Source organism: Cycloclasticus sp. P1, assembly GCF_000299965.1.
Classification (GTDB): domain Bacteria; phylum Pseudomonadota; class Gammaproteobacteria; order Methylococcales; family Cycloclasticaceae; genus Cycloclasticus; species Cycloclasticus pugetii.
This window is the reverse complement of the sequence record NC_018697.1, coordinates 437,306-452,090: the sequence shown is the minus strand read 5'-3', so window position 1 is coordinate 452,090 and position 14,785 is coordinate 437,306. Positions and strand designations below refer to the sequence as shown.

Here is a 14,785-nt window from a genome sequence, read left to right as displayed (position 1 = left end):
GCGTTTAAAGCGGTTTTTACCCTACCCACTTTCTCGCATTTCTAAACATTCTTAACCACGCGCCATCCTCACCCCACTCTTCTGGTGACCAGCTATTTTGTACCGTTCTAAAGCAACGTTCTGGATGCGGCATCATAATTGTAAAACGGCCATCATCTGTTGTTAGCCCGGTAATGCCTTGCACTGACCCATTTGGGTTAAAGGGGAACTGCTCTGTCACGTCACCATCATGATCAATGTAACGCAACGCCACATGGCCTTGCTCATCAGCCTTAGTATATTCTACCCGACCTTCACCATGCGCCACGGCTACAGGCACTTGTGAACCTTCCATACCCGATAATAAAACAGAAGGTGATGGTTGAATTTCTACCATCGCTACTCGCGCTTCAAATTGCTCAGACTCATTTCTAACAAAATGTGGCCATGCTTGCGCACCGGGAATCAATTCACGCAAATTCGACAACATTTGACAGCCATTACACACACCTAAGCCAAACGTATCGCTACGGTTAAAGAAGTCACTGAAGGTTTGACGTGCATGCTCGTTAAATAAAATAGATTTAGCCCAGCCTTCCCCAGCACCTAAAACATCACCATAAGAAAACCCACCACACGCTGCCAACCCTACAAACTCTGCAAGGTCACGTTGACCCAAAATCAATTCACTCATGTGAACATCAACAGATTCAAAACCAGCTTTATCAAAGGCAGCCGCCATTTCAACATGACCATTCACGCCTTGTTCTCGTAGTATAGCCACTTTTGGTCGAGCCTTAGTTGCTGTTAACTCGGCAACGATGTTTTCTCTTGGATCAAAACTTAATTCACTAAATAAGCCCTTATCCGCATTATTGGCAATTCGCTCAAACTCTTGTTGTGCACAGCTTGGGTTATCCCTTAATGCCTGAAGTTTATAGGATGTTTCTGACCATGCCTGTTGCAACTTCGCCCGCGACTCTTCAAAAACGGTCTCCCCGTTTTGCGTAACAATGATACGTTGAAATGTATACGCCGTACCAATAACACTGACGCAATCTGCCAATCCTTGTTTATTAAAGGCGTCTATTACTGAAGCTTCATCTGTTTTGGATACTTGAATAACAGCGCCAAGCTCTTCATTAAACAGGCTGCTAAGTAGATCGCCTTCAATATCAATAATAGCCCCACAGCGACCAGCAAATGTCATTTCACATAAGGTTGCCCATACACCACCATCCGAACGATCATGGTAGGCCATCAGCTGACCCTTTTCATTAAGTTGCTGAACCGTATTGAAGAAGGCTTTAAATGCTTTAGCATCATCTAAATCGGGCACCGATTCACCCATCATCTGCTGGGTTTGCGCTAACACCGAGCCACCCATACGGTTTTTACCTGCACCCAAATCAATCAAAATTAAACTGTTATCAATATCTGTTTTTAACTCAGGGGTCAGTGTTTTACGTACATCGTTTACTGGTGAAAAAGCCGTAATAATTAACGATAGTGGTGAGCTGACGACTTTTTCTGCCGCATCTTCTTTCCATGCCATTTTCATCGACATTGAATCTTTACCCACTGGAATGGCTAAACCCAAGGCTGGGCACAGTTCCATACCAACGCTTTTTACCGTATCAAATAATGCTGCATCTTCACCTGCTTCACCACAAGCAGCCATCCAATTGGCTGACAAACAAACTTCATCTAAACCACGAATATTTGAGGCTGCAAGGTTAGTTAAGGCTTCACCAATGGCCATGCGCCCCGATGCAGGCCCATCGATAACGGCCAACGGAGTTCGTTCGCCTAACGCCATAGCTTCGCCCGTGTAATGATTAAATCCACTCGTTGTGACCGCCACATCAGCCACTGGAATTTGCCACGGCCCGACCATTTGATCACGTGCAACCAGCCCCGTTACTGAACGGTCTCCAATATGAATAAGGAATGATTTATCAGCAACCGCCGGAAAGCGTAAAACTTGATATGCCGCCGTTTTTAGGTCAATTGTGCTTGCATCATAAGCCGGCACATTACATTGAATATGCTCAACCGAGCGTTCCATTTTGGGCGGTTTGCCAAATAATAATGACATCGGCAAATCAATTGGTCGGTTATTAAACAAGCGATCATTAAGAACTAATTGCTCTTCTTGAGTTGCTTCACCAATGTGCGCGTACAAACAACGTTCTCGTGCACATAATGCTTTAAATTCTTCTAACCGATCTGCCTTTAGCGCAATAACATAACGTTCTTGCGATTCATTACACCAAATTTGCATCGGCGATAAACTGCTATCTGCACATAAGATATCACGCAATTCAAAGCGACCACCCAAATCACAATCATGAATGATTTCTGGTACCGCGTTAGATAAACCACCTGCACCTACATCATGAATAGAAATAATGGGGGTTTTTTCGCCCATCGCATTACACGCTTCTATCACCTCTTGACAACGGCGCTGCATTTCTGGGTTTTCTCGTTGCACGGATGCAAAGTCTAAGGCCTCAGAACCTTCGCTGGAGGTTTGTGATGACGCCGCACCGCCTCCCAAACCAATCAACATCGATGGACCACCCAATACTATAATCGGTGAGCCCGGTTCTATTTTTTGCTTTAAAGCATGCATCGGACGGACTGAACCAACACCACCTGCAAGCATAATTGGTTTGTGATAACCACGCGCTTTTAGGCTGTTTTCATTTGGTACATTTTGTTCAAAGGTACGGAAATAACCGGTTAAATTTGGACGTCCAAATTCATTATTAAACGCCGCCCCGCCGAGTGGGCCTTCCAACATAATATCAAGCGCTGAAGCAATCCTCTCTGGCTTGCCAATGCTTTGCTCCCATGGTTGTGAAAACTCAGGAATATTTAGGTGTGATACGGTAAAACCCGTTAGACCCGCTTTAGTACGTGAGCCTCGCCCAGTCGCCCCTTCGTCACGAATTTCACCGCCAGAACCTGTTGCCGCACCAGGGTAAGGCGAAATGGCTGTTGGGTGATTATGCGTTTCTACTTTCATGAGATACGGCACATGCTCTTCAACAAACTGATATGAACGACTTTCAGGGTCACGAATCATCACATCTGCGTCACTACCCTCTGCTACTGCAGCATTATCGCTGTATTTAGAAATAATGCCTTTTGGGCTGTGCTTGGCCGTATTTTTTATCATACCGAACAAGGTTTCTTCTTGTTCATCACCATCTATCGTCCAATCTGCATTGAAAATTTTATGTCGACAGTGCTCCGAGTTTGCCTGAGCAAACATCATCAATTCAATGTCATTAGGGTTTCGACCTAGGGCCGTGAAATTGTCAACCAAATAATCAATTTCATCGCTTGATAAAGCCAACCCCATTGTTTTGTTAGCCGCTACTAAGGCCTGCTTACCTTCTGACAAGATATCAACCGATGCCAAGGTGCCGGGTTCTGCATGAGCAAACATATCATCTGCCCGCTCCCCTTGTTTTAAAACCCGCTCTGTCATCCTGTCATGAAGTTGCTCAGCGACTTGAGCGAGTTGCTGCTCGTTAAGGTCACCTTGCACATAATACGCAACACCTCGCTCAAGTCTCTTGACTTGATCCAATCCACAATGTTGTGCAATATCGGTAGCCTTACTAGACCATGGTGATAACGTATTCGCGCGTGGCACAACTAATAAACGTTCACCCACGTGTTCAACCCCGTCACTCTTGGGTCCGTATGTTAAAACACGCGTTAACGTTTCTAGCTCACTATTCGATAGTGTCTGTTCAATATCAACAAAATGAATAAATTCCGCACTAATATCAGTGATGTGTGGAACAGATTGTCTGATTTTTGTTAAGAGTCGTTGTTTACGAAAAGCAGATAGTGCTGTGCTGCCAATAAGTTCAAGCATGTAGAGTCTCGTTACTTTTAATGTTTGTTGTTAGGTTGCGCCAAGCCATACCCATCTCTTGATCAATCACTTCTAACCAAGCTCGGTCGCATTGTATCGCCTTGCTCACGCTATCTAAAACGAGATCATGGCTATTGTTCTTTTCACTGACGTGAGCCAGTACTAAATGTTGTAATGTTGCTGTATTCAGGTGCTGTAATAATTCAATCGCTTGTTGATTATCCAAATGCCCCCAATCACCCATCACCCGTTGTTTTAGCGACTCTGGGTAGACACCATTCAACAGCATCTCTCGGTCATAATTACATTCAAGTATCAAGGCGTCGCAGTCATTCAACACATCAACCATATGCTGGGTTATCGACCCCGTATCGGTCATAACACCGAGTTTCAAATGATTCGATTTAAAAACAAATTGTGTCGGCTCGCGTGCATCGTGCGGCACTAAAATAGGTTCGACTGAAATATCCCCTAATTCAAAGGGTTTATGACTATTAAAGCACTGTACTGAGTCAATATTTTTCATCATCGCCGCGGTGCCATAACTGGCCCAAACAGGGATATTGTAACGACGAGCGTATCGAGCAACACCACCCACGTGATCGCCGTGTTCATGCGTTACAAGAATAGCGCTAACATCACTACCAGCAACGCCTAAGCGTTGCATCCTTTTATCAGTTTCCTTGATAGAAAACCCGTTATCAATCATCAACAAGGTCTCGTCAAACTGGACGAGCGTTGAATTCCCTCGGCTGCCGCTGCCTAGGGAGGCAAACCTCACGGTGCTAACTGGGCTAATAAATCAGTCAATAGTGTTTGAGAGGTAGCGTTATCAATACGATTTTTTTCTTCATCTAAAACACGCACTGTGATGCCATTTTCGGCTCGTTGTAACTCAACCACATACACATCAGTCTCTGCTTTCTTCCAAAAAGAAAGACTAGACAACATACTGCTCGAACCACTATTTTTTGCAATATTCAAATAGACCAAACTCGTTTGGCGATTCTTGTCTTCTATGTCGTAGTTTTTCTCTTCTAACGCAGAGATCGTTTTACGCCAAGCATTTCGTAAACTATCGCGCACAAGTAAATGACTATCCACCCCATCTTGTATTAATTCAGCGCTGGGTTGACTCTCGTTTAGCGGCGTTGTTTGAACAACATTGCTATATGCTGAGGGACTAACATCATTATTGTTTACACCACCATCATATTCATCCTTAATCACGCTGCCCGATAAGTCAGGTGGCACTTCAAGCGAAGGCAGTTCGTGCGCTCGCTTATACGCTTCTCGTTGATCAACAAACACTTCATCGACTGAAGGCATCATGCCGCATGCACTTAAAACAGCCATTAACATTGCTATTAAAATCAATTTAACCATTACGTTTATCTTCATTATTTTAATTTTTAATACGTTTATTGAGCAGCCAGCATCGCTTTTTTAACAACCTCTTCACATTCTGGACTTAACCAAGTCATCGGCAAACGGATGCCTTTTTTGATAAGGCCCATTTCACTCACAGCCCACTTCACTGGGATCGGGCTCGACTGAACAAATAAGTCACGATGTAAGGGTTGAAGCGTGGCATCTATTGCTTTTGCAGCCTCGGCATCACCGGCTAACGCTTTCATACACATTTGGTGGTTTTTTGCTGGTGCGACATTACCTGTAACTGTAATAGAGCCCTTTGCGCCCATTAAAATTAACTCACATGAGGTCGCATCGTCGCCAGAATAAACTGCAAAATTTTCATCACTTAAATCAATTAATGCTTGCCCAATGGCCATGTCACCCGTAGCGTCCTTAACCCCTATTATATTGGGGATATTTTTTAATTTAGCCACCGTTTCAGGCAACATATCACAGGCAGTTCTGCCCGGTACATTATATAAAATTTGTGGAATATCTACCGCTTCTGCAATCGCTTTAAAATGCAACACTAAGCCCTCTTGTGTTGGCTTATTATAATAAGGCGTTACTAATAAACAGGCGTCCGCCCCTGCCTGCGCGGCGCAACGTGTCAAGTCGATCGCTTCGGTTGTTGAATTTGCACCGGTGCCAGCAATAACAGGAATACGACCGGCTGCAATACGGACAACCTGACGAATAAAGTGACAATGCTCTTTTTCATTCAAGGTCGCTGATTCACCGGTTGTACCCATCGCCACAAGGGCATCGCTACCCTGTTCGATGTGAAATTCAACCAATTTATTTAAACTCTCTTCGTCAAGTGACCCATCTGCATGCATGGGGGTGACGAGTGCAACAATACTGCCTTGAAACATAGTTGAATCCAATTTAAACGGAAATTTAACGACTATCTTAAAGATCTTTCTTTAAGATAGTCTCGATCAGCAGGATATTATACATACATCAATGCTACAACTAAAAAACAGTCTGCTAAAATACTTCCAATTTCAATAAATTTTTATAAGGTTATTAATCATGGACACCGTAACACTTAATCAAACCGTTCCTGAATTTTCTTGCACCACAACAGCTGACGAATCATTAACGTTGAGCAGCTTGGCAGGTAAAAACATCGTCATTTATTTTTACCCTAAAGACAACACACCTGGCTGCACACAAGAAGGGCAAGATTTTCGTGATCACTACGAAGAGTTTCAAGCGGCCAACACCGAAATTTTTGGTGTTTCACGCGATTCCGTTCGCGTTCATACCGGCTTTAAAACAAAACACAACTTTCCATTCGAGTTGATCAGCGACCCTGATGAGTCTTTATGCAAATTATTTGACGTAATTAAGCTAAAAAAATTATACGGCAAAGAGCACATGGGTATCGAACGCAGCACGTTCATCATTAATGCCGACGGCGTACTCACCCACGAGTGGCGTAAAGTTAAAGTCAAAGAACATGTCACCGAGGTCTTAGCCGCTGTAAAGGCTTTAAATACTTAAAACCGAAACAACGGAACGACTTTTTCTACTCCAGCCATGTCATTCACAAACCGCGTTGCTTGCTGCGCGGTTGATTGACTTAACTGGTCACCTAATAGGTATACATAGCCATCGGACACCACCACTTTAATTGTTTCTGCTTTATCAATAATCGATGCATGCAAAAGCTTATTAACAATGCTGGCGCGAAGTAGATCATCGTCACTTCGAGCCACTTCGCTAATTGGCGTGGACACCCTCACCTCATTATAGAAACGATTCACCGTACTACACTCTTCTGCCATTTTTAAATTAAAACGACGACGATCGTTCGCGGCCATTTTAGATGCTTTCTCGCCACATACTTGGGCATTCGAAGGTTCCACATGGTTAACATCGCCTTGTGTCCATTGTAAATGTGCCTCGGACAACACCACGCTCAACACCTTATTTTTTATTTCTTCTGTCGCTGCTTGACCGGCAATTAATACCGAATTTCGATTACGTGACACAACAATATGCGCTCCTTCACGCAAAGTTTTATTACGTAATAATGCCGAATCTACTTTAAATTCAAACGCAGCATCCTTTAATTGACCCTCTATTCCTGTCGCATTATCTTCAAAAAGACGGTCAGAAATATCTGATAATTCAAATGCATGCACCGTTGTGGCAGCAAATAATAATGTGCAAAAAGTAAGTTGGAGCAATTTCATGAGGATCCTTTTTAAAATTAAATTATTTGATTGGGCTATCAAGCACATTATAACGAGTGGGCCACGCCACTAAAACTGCTTGAACTAATGTAGCCAACGGAATTGCAAAGAAAACGCCCCAAAAGCCCCATATTCCACCAAAAAATAAAATGGCCACAATAATGGCAACAGGGTGAAGGTTAACAACCTCGGAGAATAACAGCGGCACAAGAACATAGCCGTCTAGCGCTTGAATAATTAGAAAAATACTTGTCAGGTAAATAAATTCATTTCCCCATTTCCATTGAACATACGCAACTAGCACCACAGGGATCGTCACGACGGTAGCACCGACATACGGCACCAATACAGATAACCCGACTAAAAAGCTTAGAAGCATTGCATAGTGCAAGCCCACTAAATTAAACGCGATAAAACAGACCGCCCAAACAATTAAAATTTCCCAAACCTTGCCTCTAACATAATTAGCAATTTGCTCATTCACTGTTGACCAAACTTCTATTGTTAAACGTCGATTGGTGGGCAAAAAGCTGGCAAACCATTGTGAAATTTCTGCCTTGTCCATTAAGAAAAAGAACACCATCATCGGCACTAAAAGCAGATAAACAATTAACGCCACAACATTTAAGACCGAGGCGGCTGAAAACGACAATAAATTTTGCCCGTATTTAACCGCTTCTGTACTGACTTGATCAAAAATTAATTTAACCTGAGCTTCGGTAATAAAGTTTGGGTACTTTTCAGGCAAGGCCGTAAATAAGTGAACCCCCTGATTTAACATATTGGGTAACTGTTGAGCCAATTGAACTGTTTGTATGGATAACAAAGGAATCAGCCCAAATATCATATAAGACAACAGCGCCATAAATAAGCTAAACGAACTGATAACCGCTAGCTTTCTGGACAAGCCCAAAAATTGGAATTTAGCAACAACCCCTTCCAGTAGGTAAGCTATCACTATACTGGCCAACACTGGTGATAACAATTCACCCACCCAGAGAATGGCTAACAACCCAAATAATAAAGTTCCTAACAAAGCCAAAGCTTCGGGATTTGTCAGCACTCGATTAAACCACTGTTTTATATTTTCCATATCGCATCAAAAATTTAGTTACACCCAACAACCCCAGACATCCTACTGATCATCCCACACAATTGATCAACATAAACCAAATGGATTTATTCGTTGACTACCGACTGATGCCGACCCCTTATATCATAACCTGTTTTTAGCCATCTCATCGCCAGCAGCACATAAATGCTAGAAGATACCGCCGTTACGATTATTTACGCAGTTTTCTTTCTGTTTTATTCTCCTTATACCCAATAGCGCTTTTATTGCTGTCCTTGCAAATTGCATAAGGCTTTACAAGCAAACAAAATATGGTGACACTTGCTGCATTATTATCACCTTATTTGGCCCATGTCCTCATCTTCTAAGAAAGTTATCTACGCGGCGCTCATTGGCAACAGCCTCATCTCCATTACTAAATTTATTGCTGCTTTCTACTCGGGTAGCTCTGCTATGCTCTCTGAAGGTATTCATTCGCTGGTCGACACGGGCAACCAAGTGCTACTGTTACACGGTTTAAAAAAGGCCAAACAACCTGCTGACAAACAATTCCCTTTCGGTTACGGCAAAGAAATATATTTTTGGAGCTTTGTCGTCGCCATCCTTATTTTTGCGGTTGGCGCGGGTGTTTCTATATATGAAGGTATTCACCATATTATTGCCCCCACACCAATGGGCGACCCAACGCTAAGCTTTTGGGTCTTAGGCCTAGCCTTCGTTTTTGAAGGTGTCGCATGGTTTTTTGCCTTAAATGAATTCACTCGCAGCAAGGGCAAATGGGGATACCTTGAAGCCGTACAGCGTGGCAAAGACCCGTCTATGTTTGTTGTATTATTTGAAGACTCTGCTGCCATGCTCGGCCTGTTGATTGCCTTTCTAGGCATAGCTGCCTCTTATTACACTGGCAACCCATTATTCGATGGTATCGCCTCTGTCATTATTGGCTTAATTCTAGCAGGAACTGCCATTTGGCTTGCTTACGAAACTAAAAGTTTATTGATCGGTGAAAGTGCTAATCCAGAGTTAGTCAGTGATATTCGACGTATTGTTAGTCATTATGACACTGTTGAGTCGATTCATGAATTACTCACCATGCATATGGGGCCAGACTTCATTATAGCGACGCTAAACGTCAACTTTAAAGACGACCTATCAACTGGCCAACTAGAACAAACCATTGCCAACATGGATTTGCAGATCAAACAAAAATATCCGCCTGTTAAACGCGTGTTTATTGAAGCACACACCATCAGCTCATCAGTAACCAAAACCCCGCAGCGTTAAGTTTATCGCTGCTTCCTAAAATTAATTTGCAACAGCAACCCCCCGACAATAAGCGCCGCTCCTAGCCCTAAAGTCATGGTAAACGGCTCACCAAGCCATATGGTTGACGATAATATCCCCATTAATGGCACCATTAGCAAGCCTAGCGAAACAGTCATCGCCGGTAAAATTTGCGTTGCCCTTATGGATGCCCATTGAGCCAGCGCCGTCGCCAGCATGCCGTTATATAACAAAATAAGCACCAACTCAGCACTCCAAACAACAGCTTGTGTATTAGAAAACCAAGCGTAGGGCACCACGATCAGTAAAGCCACCATAATTTGCCAGGGCGTTAACTCCAGCACACTGCCTTTCCATTTATGTTGTCTAATATGCAAAATAGATATTGCCCAAACCATCGCCGCCACTAACAATAATATATTGCCCTTAACCACCGAGGCATCATTCCAATCAAAACCTAATGGGTTAAACAGAATTAATAGACCGCAAATTCCAACAGCTGCCCCGACCAACTTTATTCGCGAGACCGGTTCTTTTAAAACAAAATAGGCGCCAGGCGTCACCCACAATGGCGTGGTATAAGCCAGTAACGCGGCCCTTCCAGCATTCACCTCAGTTAAGCCCATATTTATTAAGGTTACAAAGACAGCAAACTGCATCACCCCGACACCTAAAACAATAGGAACATCCTGCCGATGCGGCCGTTTTAAACGTCCCAAGAATAAAAGTAAAACCGAAATAGTAACCAGCGCTATACCCAATCGTGCAGCCGCGAACCAAAGGGGATCTATCGACCTTAAACCAATTTTTATAATCGGCCAATTTACCCCCCAAATAATCACTATTAAGATCAATAAAACCCATGCAGAAGATAATAATTTATTCACATTCTTGGCCCATTTAGAAAAATACAATATAGCATTACATAATGCTCCTCTATAATGTGAATCACCAATCAATATTGAGGGCGACATGACCAGATTATCTATCACGTACCCAGAACACACCTTATTCAGTTGTACGTTACCTGTTCGCATCGGCGATATTAATTACGGCCAGCATCTAGCACACGACAAGCTCATTTCAATGCTGCATGAAGCTCGCGCCCAATTTTTTATCCACGTTGGCATGCAAGAGTCAAACATTGCTGGCTTGGGCATCATCATGGCCGATTTATCTATCTGCTACCAAGCTGAAGCTTTTCACCCTGACCAGCTAAACATCAACATTGCCATAGAAGACCCAAGCCGTTGCGGCTTCAATATGCTCTATCAAGTCAGTAAGAATAACGGGGAAACCATTATTGCCACTGCGAAGACAGGCTTACTGTTTATGGATTACCATAAGAAAAAAATAAGCGCCATGCCTAAGGAGTTTAAACAGCTCATCGACCCGGACTTATAAAAACACATACCCGTTATACAGGCATTCTTTAGCACGTCCAAAACGCTTAGAAATGGCAAAAATAACGCAAAACAACCCTATTGCTAATATACGTTACAATACAATTGTTCATCAAGAACCTAATCATTGACTACTGACTACATTAAAAACTAATTTGTTAACTCAACATAAACCAACCACTTACACATTACACGAACTCGGTTTATCTGCCGATAAACTTGACCGCCACGCTGTTTCAATTACTGACCGCTTGGTTAAAGCAGGCTTTGAAGCTTATTTAGTTGGCGGTTGTGTTCGCGACTTATTATTAGGACTACACCCTAAAGACTTCGATGTTTCCACCAATGCCGAACCTGAAGAAGTCCAAGCGCTATTCAAAAACTGCCGATTAATTGGCCGCCGTTTTCGGCTCGCACATATTCATTTTGGTCGCCATATTATTGAAGTAGCGACTTTTCGCGGGCCTCACGTTAAACACGATAAAAATGACAGCCATGCTCATCGAGATGGCCGCCTATTGCGTGATAATGTTTATGGAACCTTAGAAGAAGATGCTTGGCGCCGTGATTTTACCGTTAACGCGCTGTATTTAGACCCTAAGAAAAAGACCGTTATTGATTACGTTGGCGGCATTAAAGACCATCAAAATAGAGTCTTACGGCTAATGGGCGACCCTGTCACCCGCTTTAAAGAAGACCCGGTAAGGCTCCTTCGCGCTGTTCGGTTTCAAGCAAAGTTAAACTTTCAAATAGAAAACGACACCGCCGCACCTATGCTCGAAATGGCACCGTTGCTAAAAGATATTCCTTCTGCTCGTTTGTATGATGAAACACTCAAACTTTTCCTCAATACAGACGCAAATCAAATTTTCGACGCACTCCGTCAATATGGTCTATTTGAAGCGCTTTTCCCGCAGACCGACTTATGTCTTAAAAAAGCTACTTCTGATAAACCACTTGGGCTTCTTAAACAAGCCATGAGCAACACAGAAACCCGCTTAAAGAATCAGCAACACGTCACCCCTTATTTTTTATTGGCCACCTTGCTCTGGGAACCTGTCCGCCGGCTTATTGAACAAAACAGGTCATCATTCAGTAATGATACGCAGGCCATTCATGCAGCAGCCAATGAAGTCATTGCACACCAGGTTAGCCGACTAGCTATCCCAAAGCGGATGACCACACCCATGCGTGAGGTTTGGGCTTTGCAACCACGCTTTCATAAGCAAATTGGCGTGCGATGTTTGCGCTTTTTAGAACATCCGCGCTTTCGTGCGGCTTATGATTTTATGCTATTAAGGGCGCAGTACGGAGAGGTGGATGAAAAAATTGCCGATTGGTGGACTCATATCCAAACACTAGACCCTACTGAACAAAAGCTAATGACACGGCCCAATCAGTTCAAACATAAAAGAAAATCACGCAAGAAGCCCCCTAAACCAAACAACACTGAGCTTTAACGTGCAACACTCTGTTTCCGCCTATATTGGATTGGGTAGCAATTTATCAAACCCTACGCAACAAGTACTAACCGCTATTGAGCGCCTTAAGCAACTAAAAAACTGCTCGCTTGAGTTGGTCTCCAGCTTGTATCAAACGCCCCCAATGGGGCCTCAAGATCAGCCTGACTACACTAATGCTGTGGCTAGAATCAGTACCTCGCTTACGCCCTATGAGCTATTAACTTCATTACAAGCCATCGAAAATCAACACGGTAGAACACGGGACTCGGGGCGTTGGGGCGCAAGAACATTAGATTTAGATATATTGCTTTATGATGCACTGGTTTCTCAAGACCCAGAACTGACCCTCCCTCACCCTGGGATCGCTTCTAGAGCTTTTGTTTTATACCCATTAATTGAACTCAACAAAGATCTCAACATCCCTACCTTAGGCCCTGTTCAAACCTTAATAGACAAGTTGAATGACAGCGCACCCACACGTCTCGATTCAGCCAAAATTTAACCGATGATGGCTTGAAACATATCGTCGTATCGTGCAAAGTTCTCTTCTCACCCATAGAAAGCATTAAACCTTGGATAATCACACTTTAGAAACCGCTCACCCACCCAAGTTCATTGCTGTTGAAGGCCCTATTGGCGTCGGCAAAAGCAGCTTAGCGAAAAAACTTGCAGCAAGTTTTTCGTGCGACCTCGCGCTGGAAAAAGCCGATGAAAACCCCTTTTTAGAACATTTCTATACGCACACCAACCAATCCGCATTACCCGTTCAACTGCATTTTTTAACGGAACGAGCAAAACAATGGAACGAATTAAGCCAAAATGAGCTTTTCTCAACAGGTGTTGTGGCTGATTTTATGCTCGAAAAAGATCGTTTATTTGCGAAGCTCACCCTGACGGATGAAGAGTACAAATTATATGATCAAATGTATCAATCACTTGCCATACAAACAACAAAAGCCGACTTGGTCGTCTACTTACAAGCCCCCGTTAATACTTTACAATCTAGAATAAGAAAACGCGGCATTAAGCACGAAAAGAATATCAGCGGAGAGTACCTACAAAAACTCTCCAATGCTTACACTGAATTTTTCCATCATTATGATTCAGGGCCCTTACTTATCGTCAACGCAAGCGACATCAACCCTGTTGATAACGATGAGGACTACGAGCAACTGCTAAAACACATCTGCTCTACACGCGCAGGTCGCCACTATTTAAACCCCTTACCCATTTTATAACCCCTTTTTGAGATCGACATGAGCCAACATTCAAGCCATAAAAAAATCACCAATACCGACTTACTCACCATGAAAAAACGTGGCGAAAAAATTGTCAGCCTTACCGCTTATGATGCCAGTTTTGCGCATATTCTTGATAAAGCGGGCGTTGAAATGGTACTGGTTGGCGACTCACTCGGCATGGTTGTCCAGGGCCAGTCAAGCACCGTTCCTGTTACAGTAGAAGAAATGGCTTATCACTCAAAAATCGTTTCACGCGGCTTAGAACGCGCTCTGTTGGTCACTGACCTACCGTTTATGAGTTACCCCGATCCTCATACAGCGGTTGATAATGCAGCTATTTTAATGCAGCAAGGCTACGCCAATATGGTTAAGCTTGAAGGTGGCCAAAAAATTCTCGACAGTGTGCAACATATTGTCGATCAGGGCATTCCCGTCTGCGGACACCTTGGGTTATTACCACAGTCGGTCAACCAATTAGGCGGGTATCGCGTCCAAGGTAAGGATGACACACAGGCAAACATAATGATTGAAGACGCTAAGTGTCTTGAACAAGCCGGTGCCAGTGCAATTGTTGTTGAGTGCATTCCTTCATCCTTAGCTAAAAGAATTACCGCCTCTGTTAGTATCCCTATTATCGGTATTGGCGCAGGTGTTGAGTGCGACGGGCAAGTCTTGGTCAGCTATGATATGTTGGATATTACTGCTGGTAAACGCCCCAACTTTAGTAAGGATTTTATGCTTGAGGCAGGTAATGTTTCAGCCGCCGTTAACGCCTATGTTGAAGCTGTAAAAAATAAAACATTCCCTGCAGAAGAACACTCGTTTTAA

The 14,785-nt window shown here is 43.3% G+C and carries 14 protein-coding genes; 7 read left to right on the top strand and 7 right to left on the bottom strand.

The window, feature by feature from the left end; translation table 11 throughout:
* Positions 1-16: 16 nt before the first annotated feature.
* The 4 genes from purL to dapA all read right to left on the bottom strand — a co-directional run bounded on the left by purL (position 17) and on the right by dapA (position 6,165).
* Complete coding sequence (gene purL, locus Q91_RS02215; protein ID WP_015005252.1) at positions 17-3,874, bottom strand: phosphoribosylformylglycinamidine synthase; 3,858 nt, start codon at positions 3,872-3,874, stop codon at positions 17-19.
* Positions 3,867-4,583 carry an MBL fold metallo-hydrolase gene (locus Q91_RS02210; protein ID WP_015005251.1) on the bottom strand — a complete coding sequence of 239 codons (717 nt, stop codon included), beginning with the start codon at positions 4,581-4,583 and terminating at the stop codon, positions 3,867-3,869. Before Q91_RS02210 ends, purL begins: the two co-directional genes overlap by 8 nt.
* Before the next feature lie 68 nt (positions 4,584-4,651).
* A complete protein-coding gene (gene bamC, locus Q91_RS02205; RefSeq protein ID WP_041230476.1) occupies positions 4,652-5,260 on the bottom strand; it encodes an outer membrane protein assembly factor BamC in 609 nt (202 codons plus the stop codon).
* Between the two features lie 35 nt (positions 5,261-5,295).
* Positions 5,296-6,165 (bottom strand): 4-hydroxy-tetrahydrodipicolinate synthase, encoded by an 870-nt coding sequence (dapA, locus tag Q91_RS02200; protein WP_015005249.1) that lies wholly within the window; start codon positions 6,163-6,165, stop codon positions 5,296-5,298.
* 160 nt (positions 6,166-6,325) lie between these two features.
* Here dapA and Q91_RS02195 point away from each other — a divergent pair, with 160 nt between their 5' ends.
* Positions 6,326-6,799: a peroxiredoxin gene (locus Q91_RS02195; RefSeq protein WP_015005248.1), complete on the top strand. Its 474-nt coding sequence runs from the start codon at positions 6,326-6,328 to the stop codon at positions 6,797-6,799.
* Here Q91_RS02195 and Q91_RS02190 read toward each other — a convergent pair.
* Positions 6,796-7,494 carry a BON domain-containing protein gene (locus Q91_RS02190; RefSeq protein ID WP_015005247.1) on the bottom strand — a complete coding sequence of 233 codons (699 nt, stop codon included), beginning with the start codon at positions 7,492-7,494 and terminating at the stop codon, positions 6,796-6,798. The two genes, Q91_RS02195 and Q91_RS02190, sit on opposite strands and share 4 nt — an antisense overlap.
* Before the next feature lie 22 nt (positions 7,495-7,516).
* On the bottom strand, positions 7,517-8,587 hold the full coding sequence (locus Q91_RS02185; protein WP_015005246.1) for an AI-2E family transporter: 1,071 nt from the start codon (positions 8,585-8,587) through the stop codon (positions 7,517-7,519).
* 330 nt (positions 8,588-8,917) lie between these two features.
* On the opposite strand from Q91_RS02185, the gene Q91_RS02180 reads away from it, so the two are divergent.
* Positions 8,918-9,850, top strand: coding sequence for a cation diffusion facilitator family transporter (locus Q91_RS02180; RefSeq protein ID WP_020161810.1), 933 nt, complete (start codon positions 8,918-8,920; stop codon positions 9,848-9,850).
* 2 nt (positions 9,851-9,852) lie between these two features.
* On the opposite strand, the gene Q91_RS02175 is transcribed toward Q91_RS02180, so the two are convergent.
* Positions 9,853-10,737, bottom strand: coding sequence for a DMT family transporter (locus tag Q91_RS02175; RefSeq protein ID WP_015005244.1), 885 nt, complete (start codon positions 10,735-10,737; stop codon positions 9,853-9,855).
* Between the two features lie 85 nt (positions 10,738-10,822).
* Between Q91_RS02175 and Q91_RS02170 the strand changes: the two genes are divergently transcribed.
* The 5 genes from Q91_RS02170 to panB all read left to right on the top strand — a co-directional run bounded on the left by Q91_RS02170 (position 10,823) and on the right by panB (position 14,785).
* Entirely contained in the window at positions 10,823-11,254 is a 432-nt protein-coding gene (locus Q91_RS02170) for a thioesterase family protein (protein WP_020933030.1), read from the top strand.
* 154 nt (positions 11,255-11,408) lie between these two features.
* On the top strand, positions 11,409-12,713 hold the full coding sequence (pcnB, locus tag Q91_RS02165) for a polynucleotide adenylyltransferase PcnB (protein WP_015005242.1): 1,305 nt from the start codon (positions 11,409-11,411) through the stop codon (positions 12,711-12,713).
* Between the two features lies 1 nt (position 12,714).
* The gene (folK, locus tag Q91_RS02160) at positions 12,715-13,218 is read left to right on the top strand and encodes a 2-amino-4-hydroxy-6-hydroxymethyldihydropteridine diphosphokinase (RefSeq protein WP_015005241.1); all 504 of its coding nucleotides are present in this window, start codon (positions 12,715-12,717) and stop codon (positions 13,216-13,218) included.
* 70 nt (positions 13,219-13,288) lie between these two features.
* A complete protein-coding gene (locus tag Q91_RS02155; protein WP_015005240.1) occupies positions 13,289-13,954 on the top strand; it encodes a deoxynucleoside kinase in 666 nt (221 codons plus the stop codon).
* Positions 13,955-13,972: 18 nt separating this feature from the next.
* Positions 13,973-14,785 carry a 3-methyl-2-oxobutanoate hydroxymethyltransferase gene (gene panB, locus Q91_RS02150; protein WP_015005239.1) on the top strand — a complete coding sequence of 271 codons (813 nt, stop codon included), beginning with the start codon at positions 13,973-13,975 and terminating at the stop codon, positions 14,783-14,785.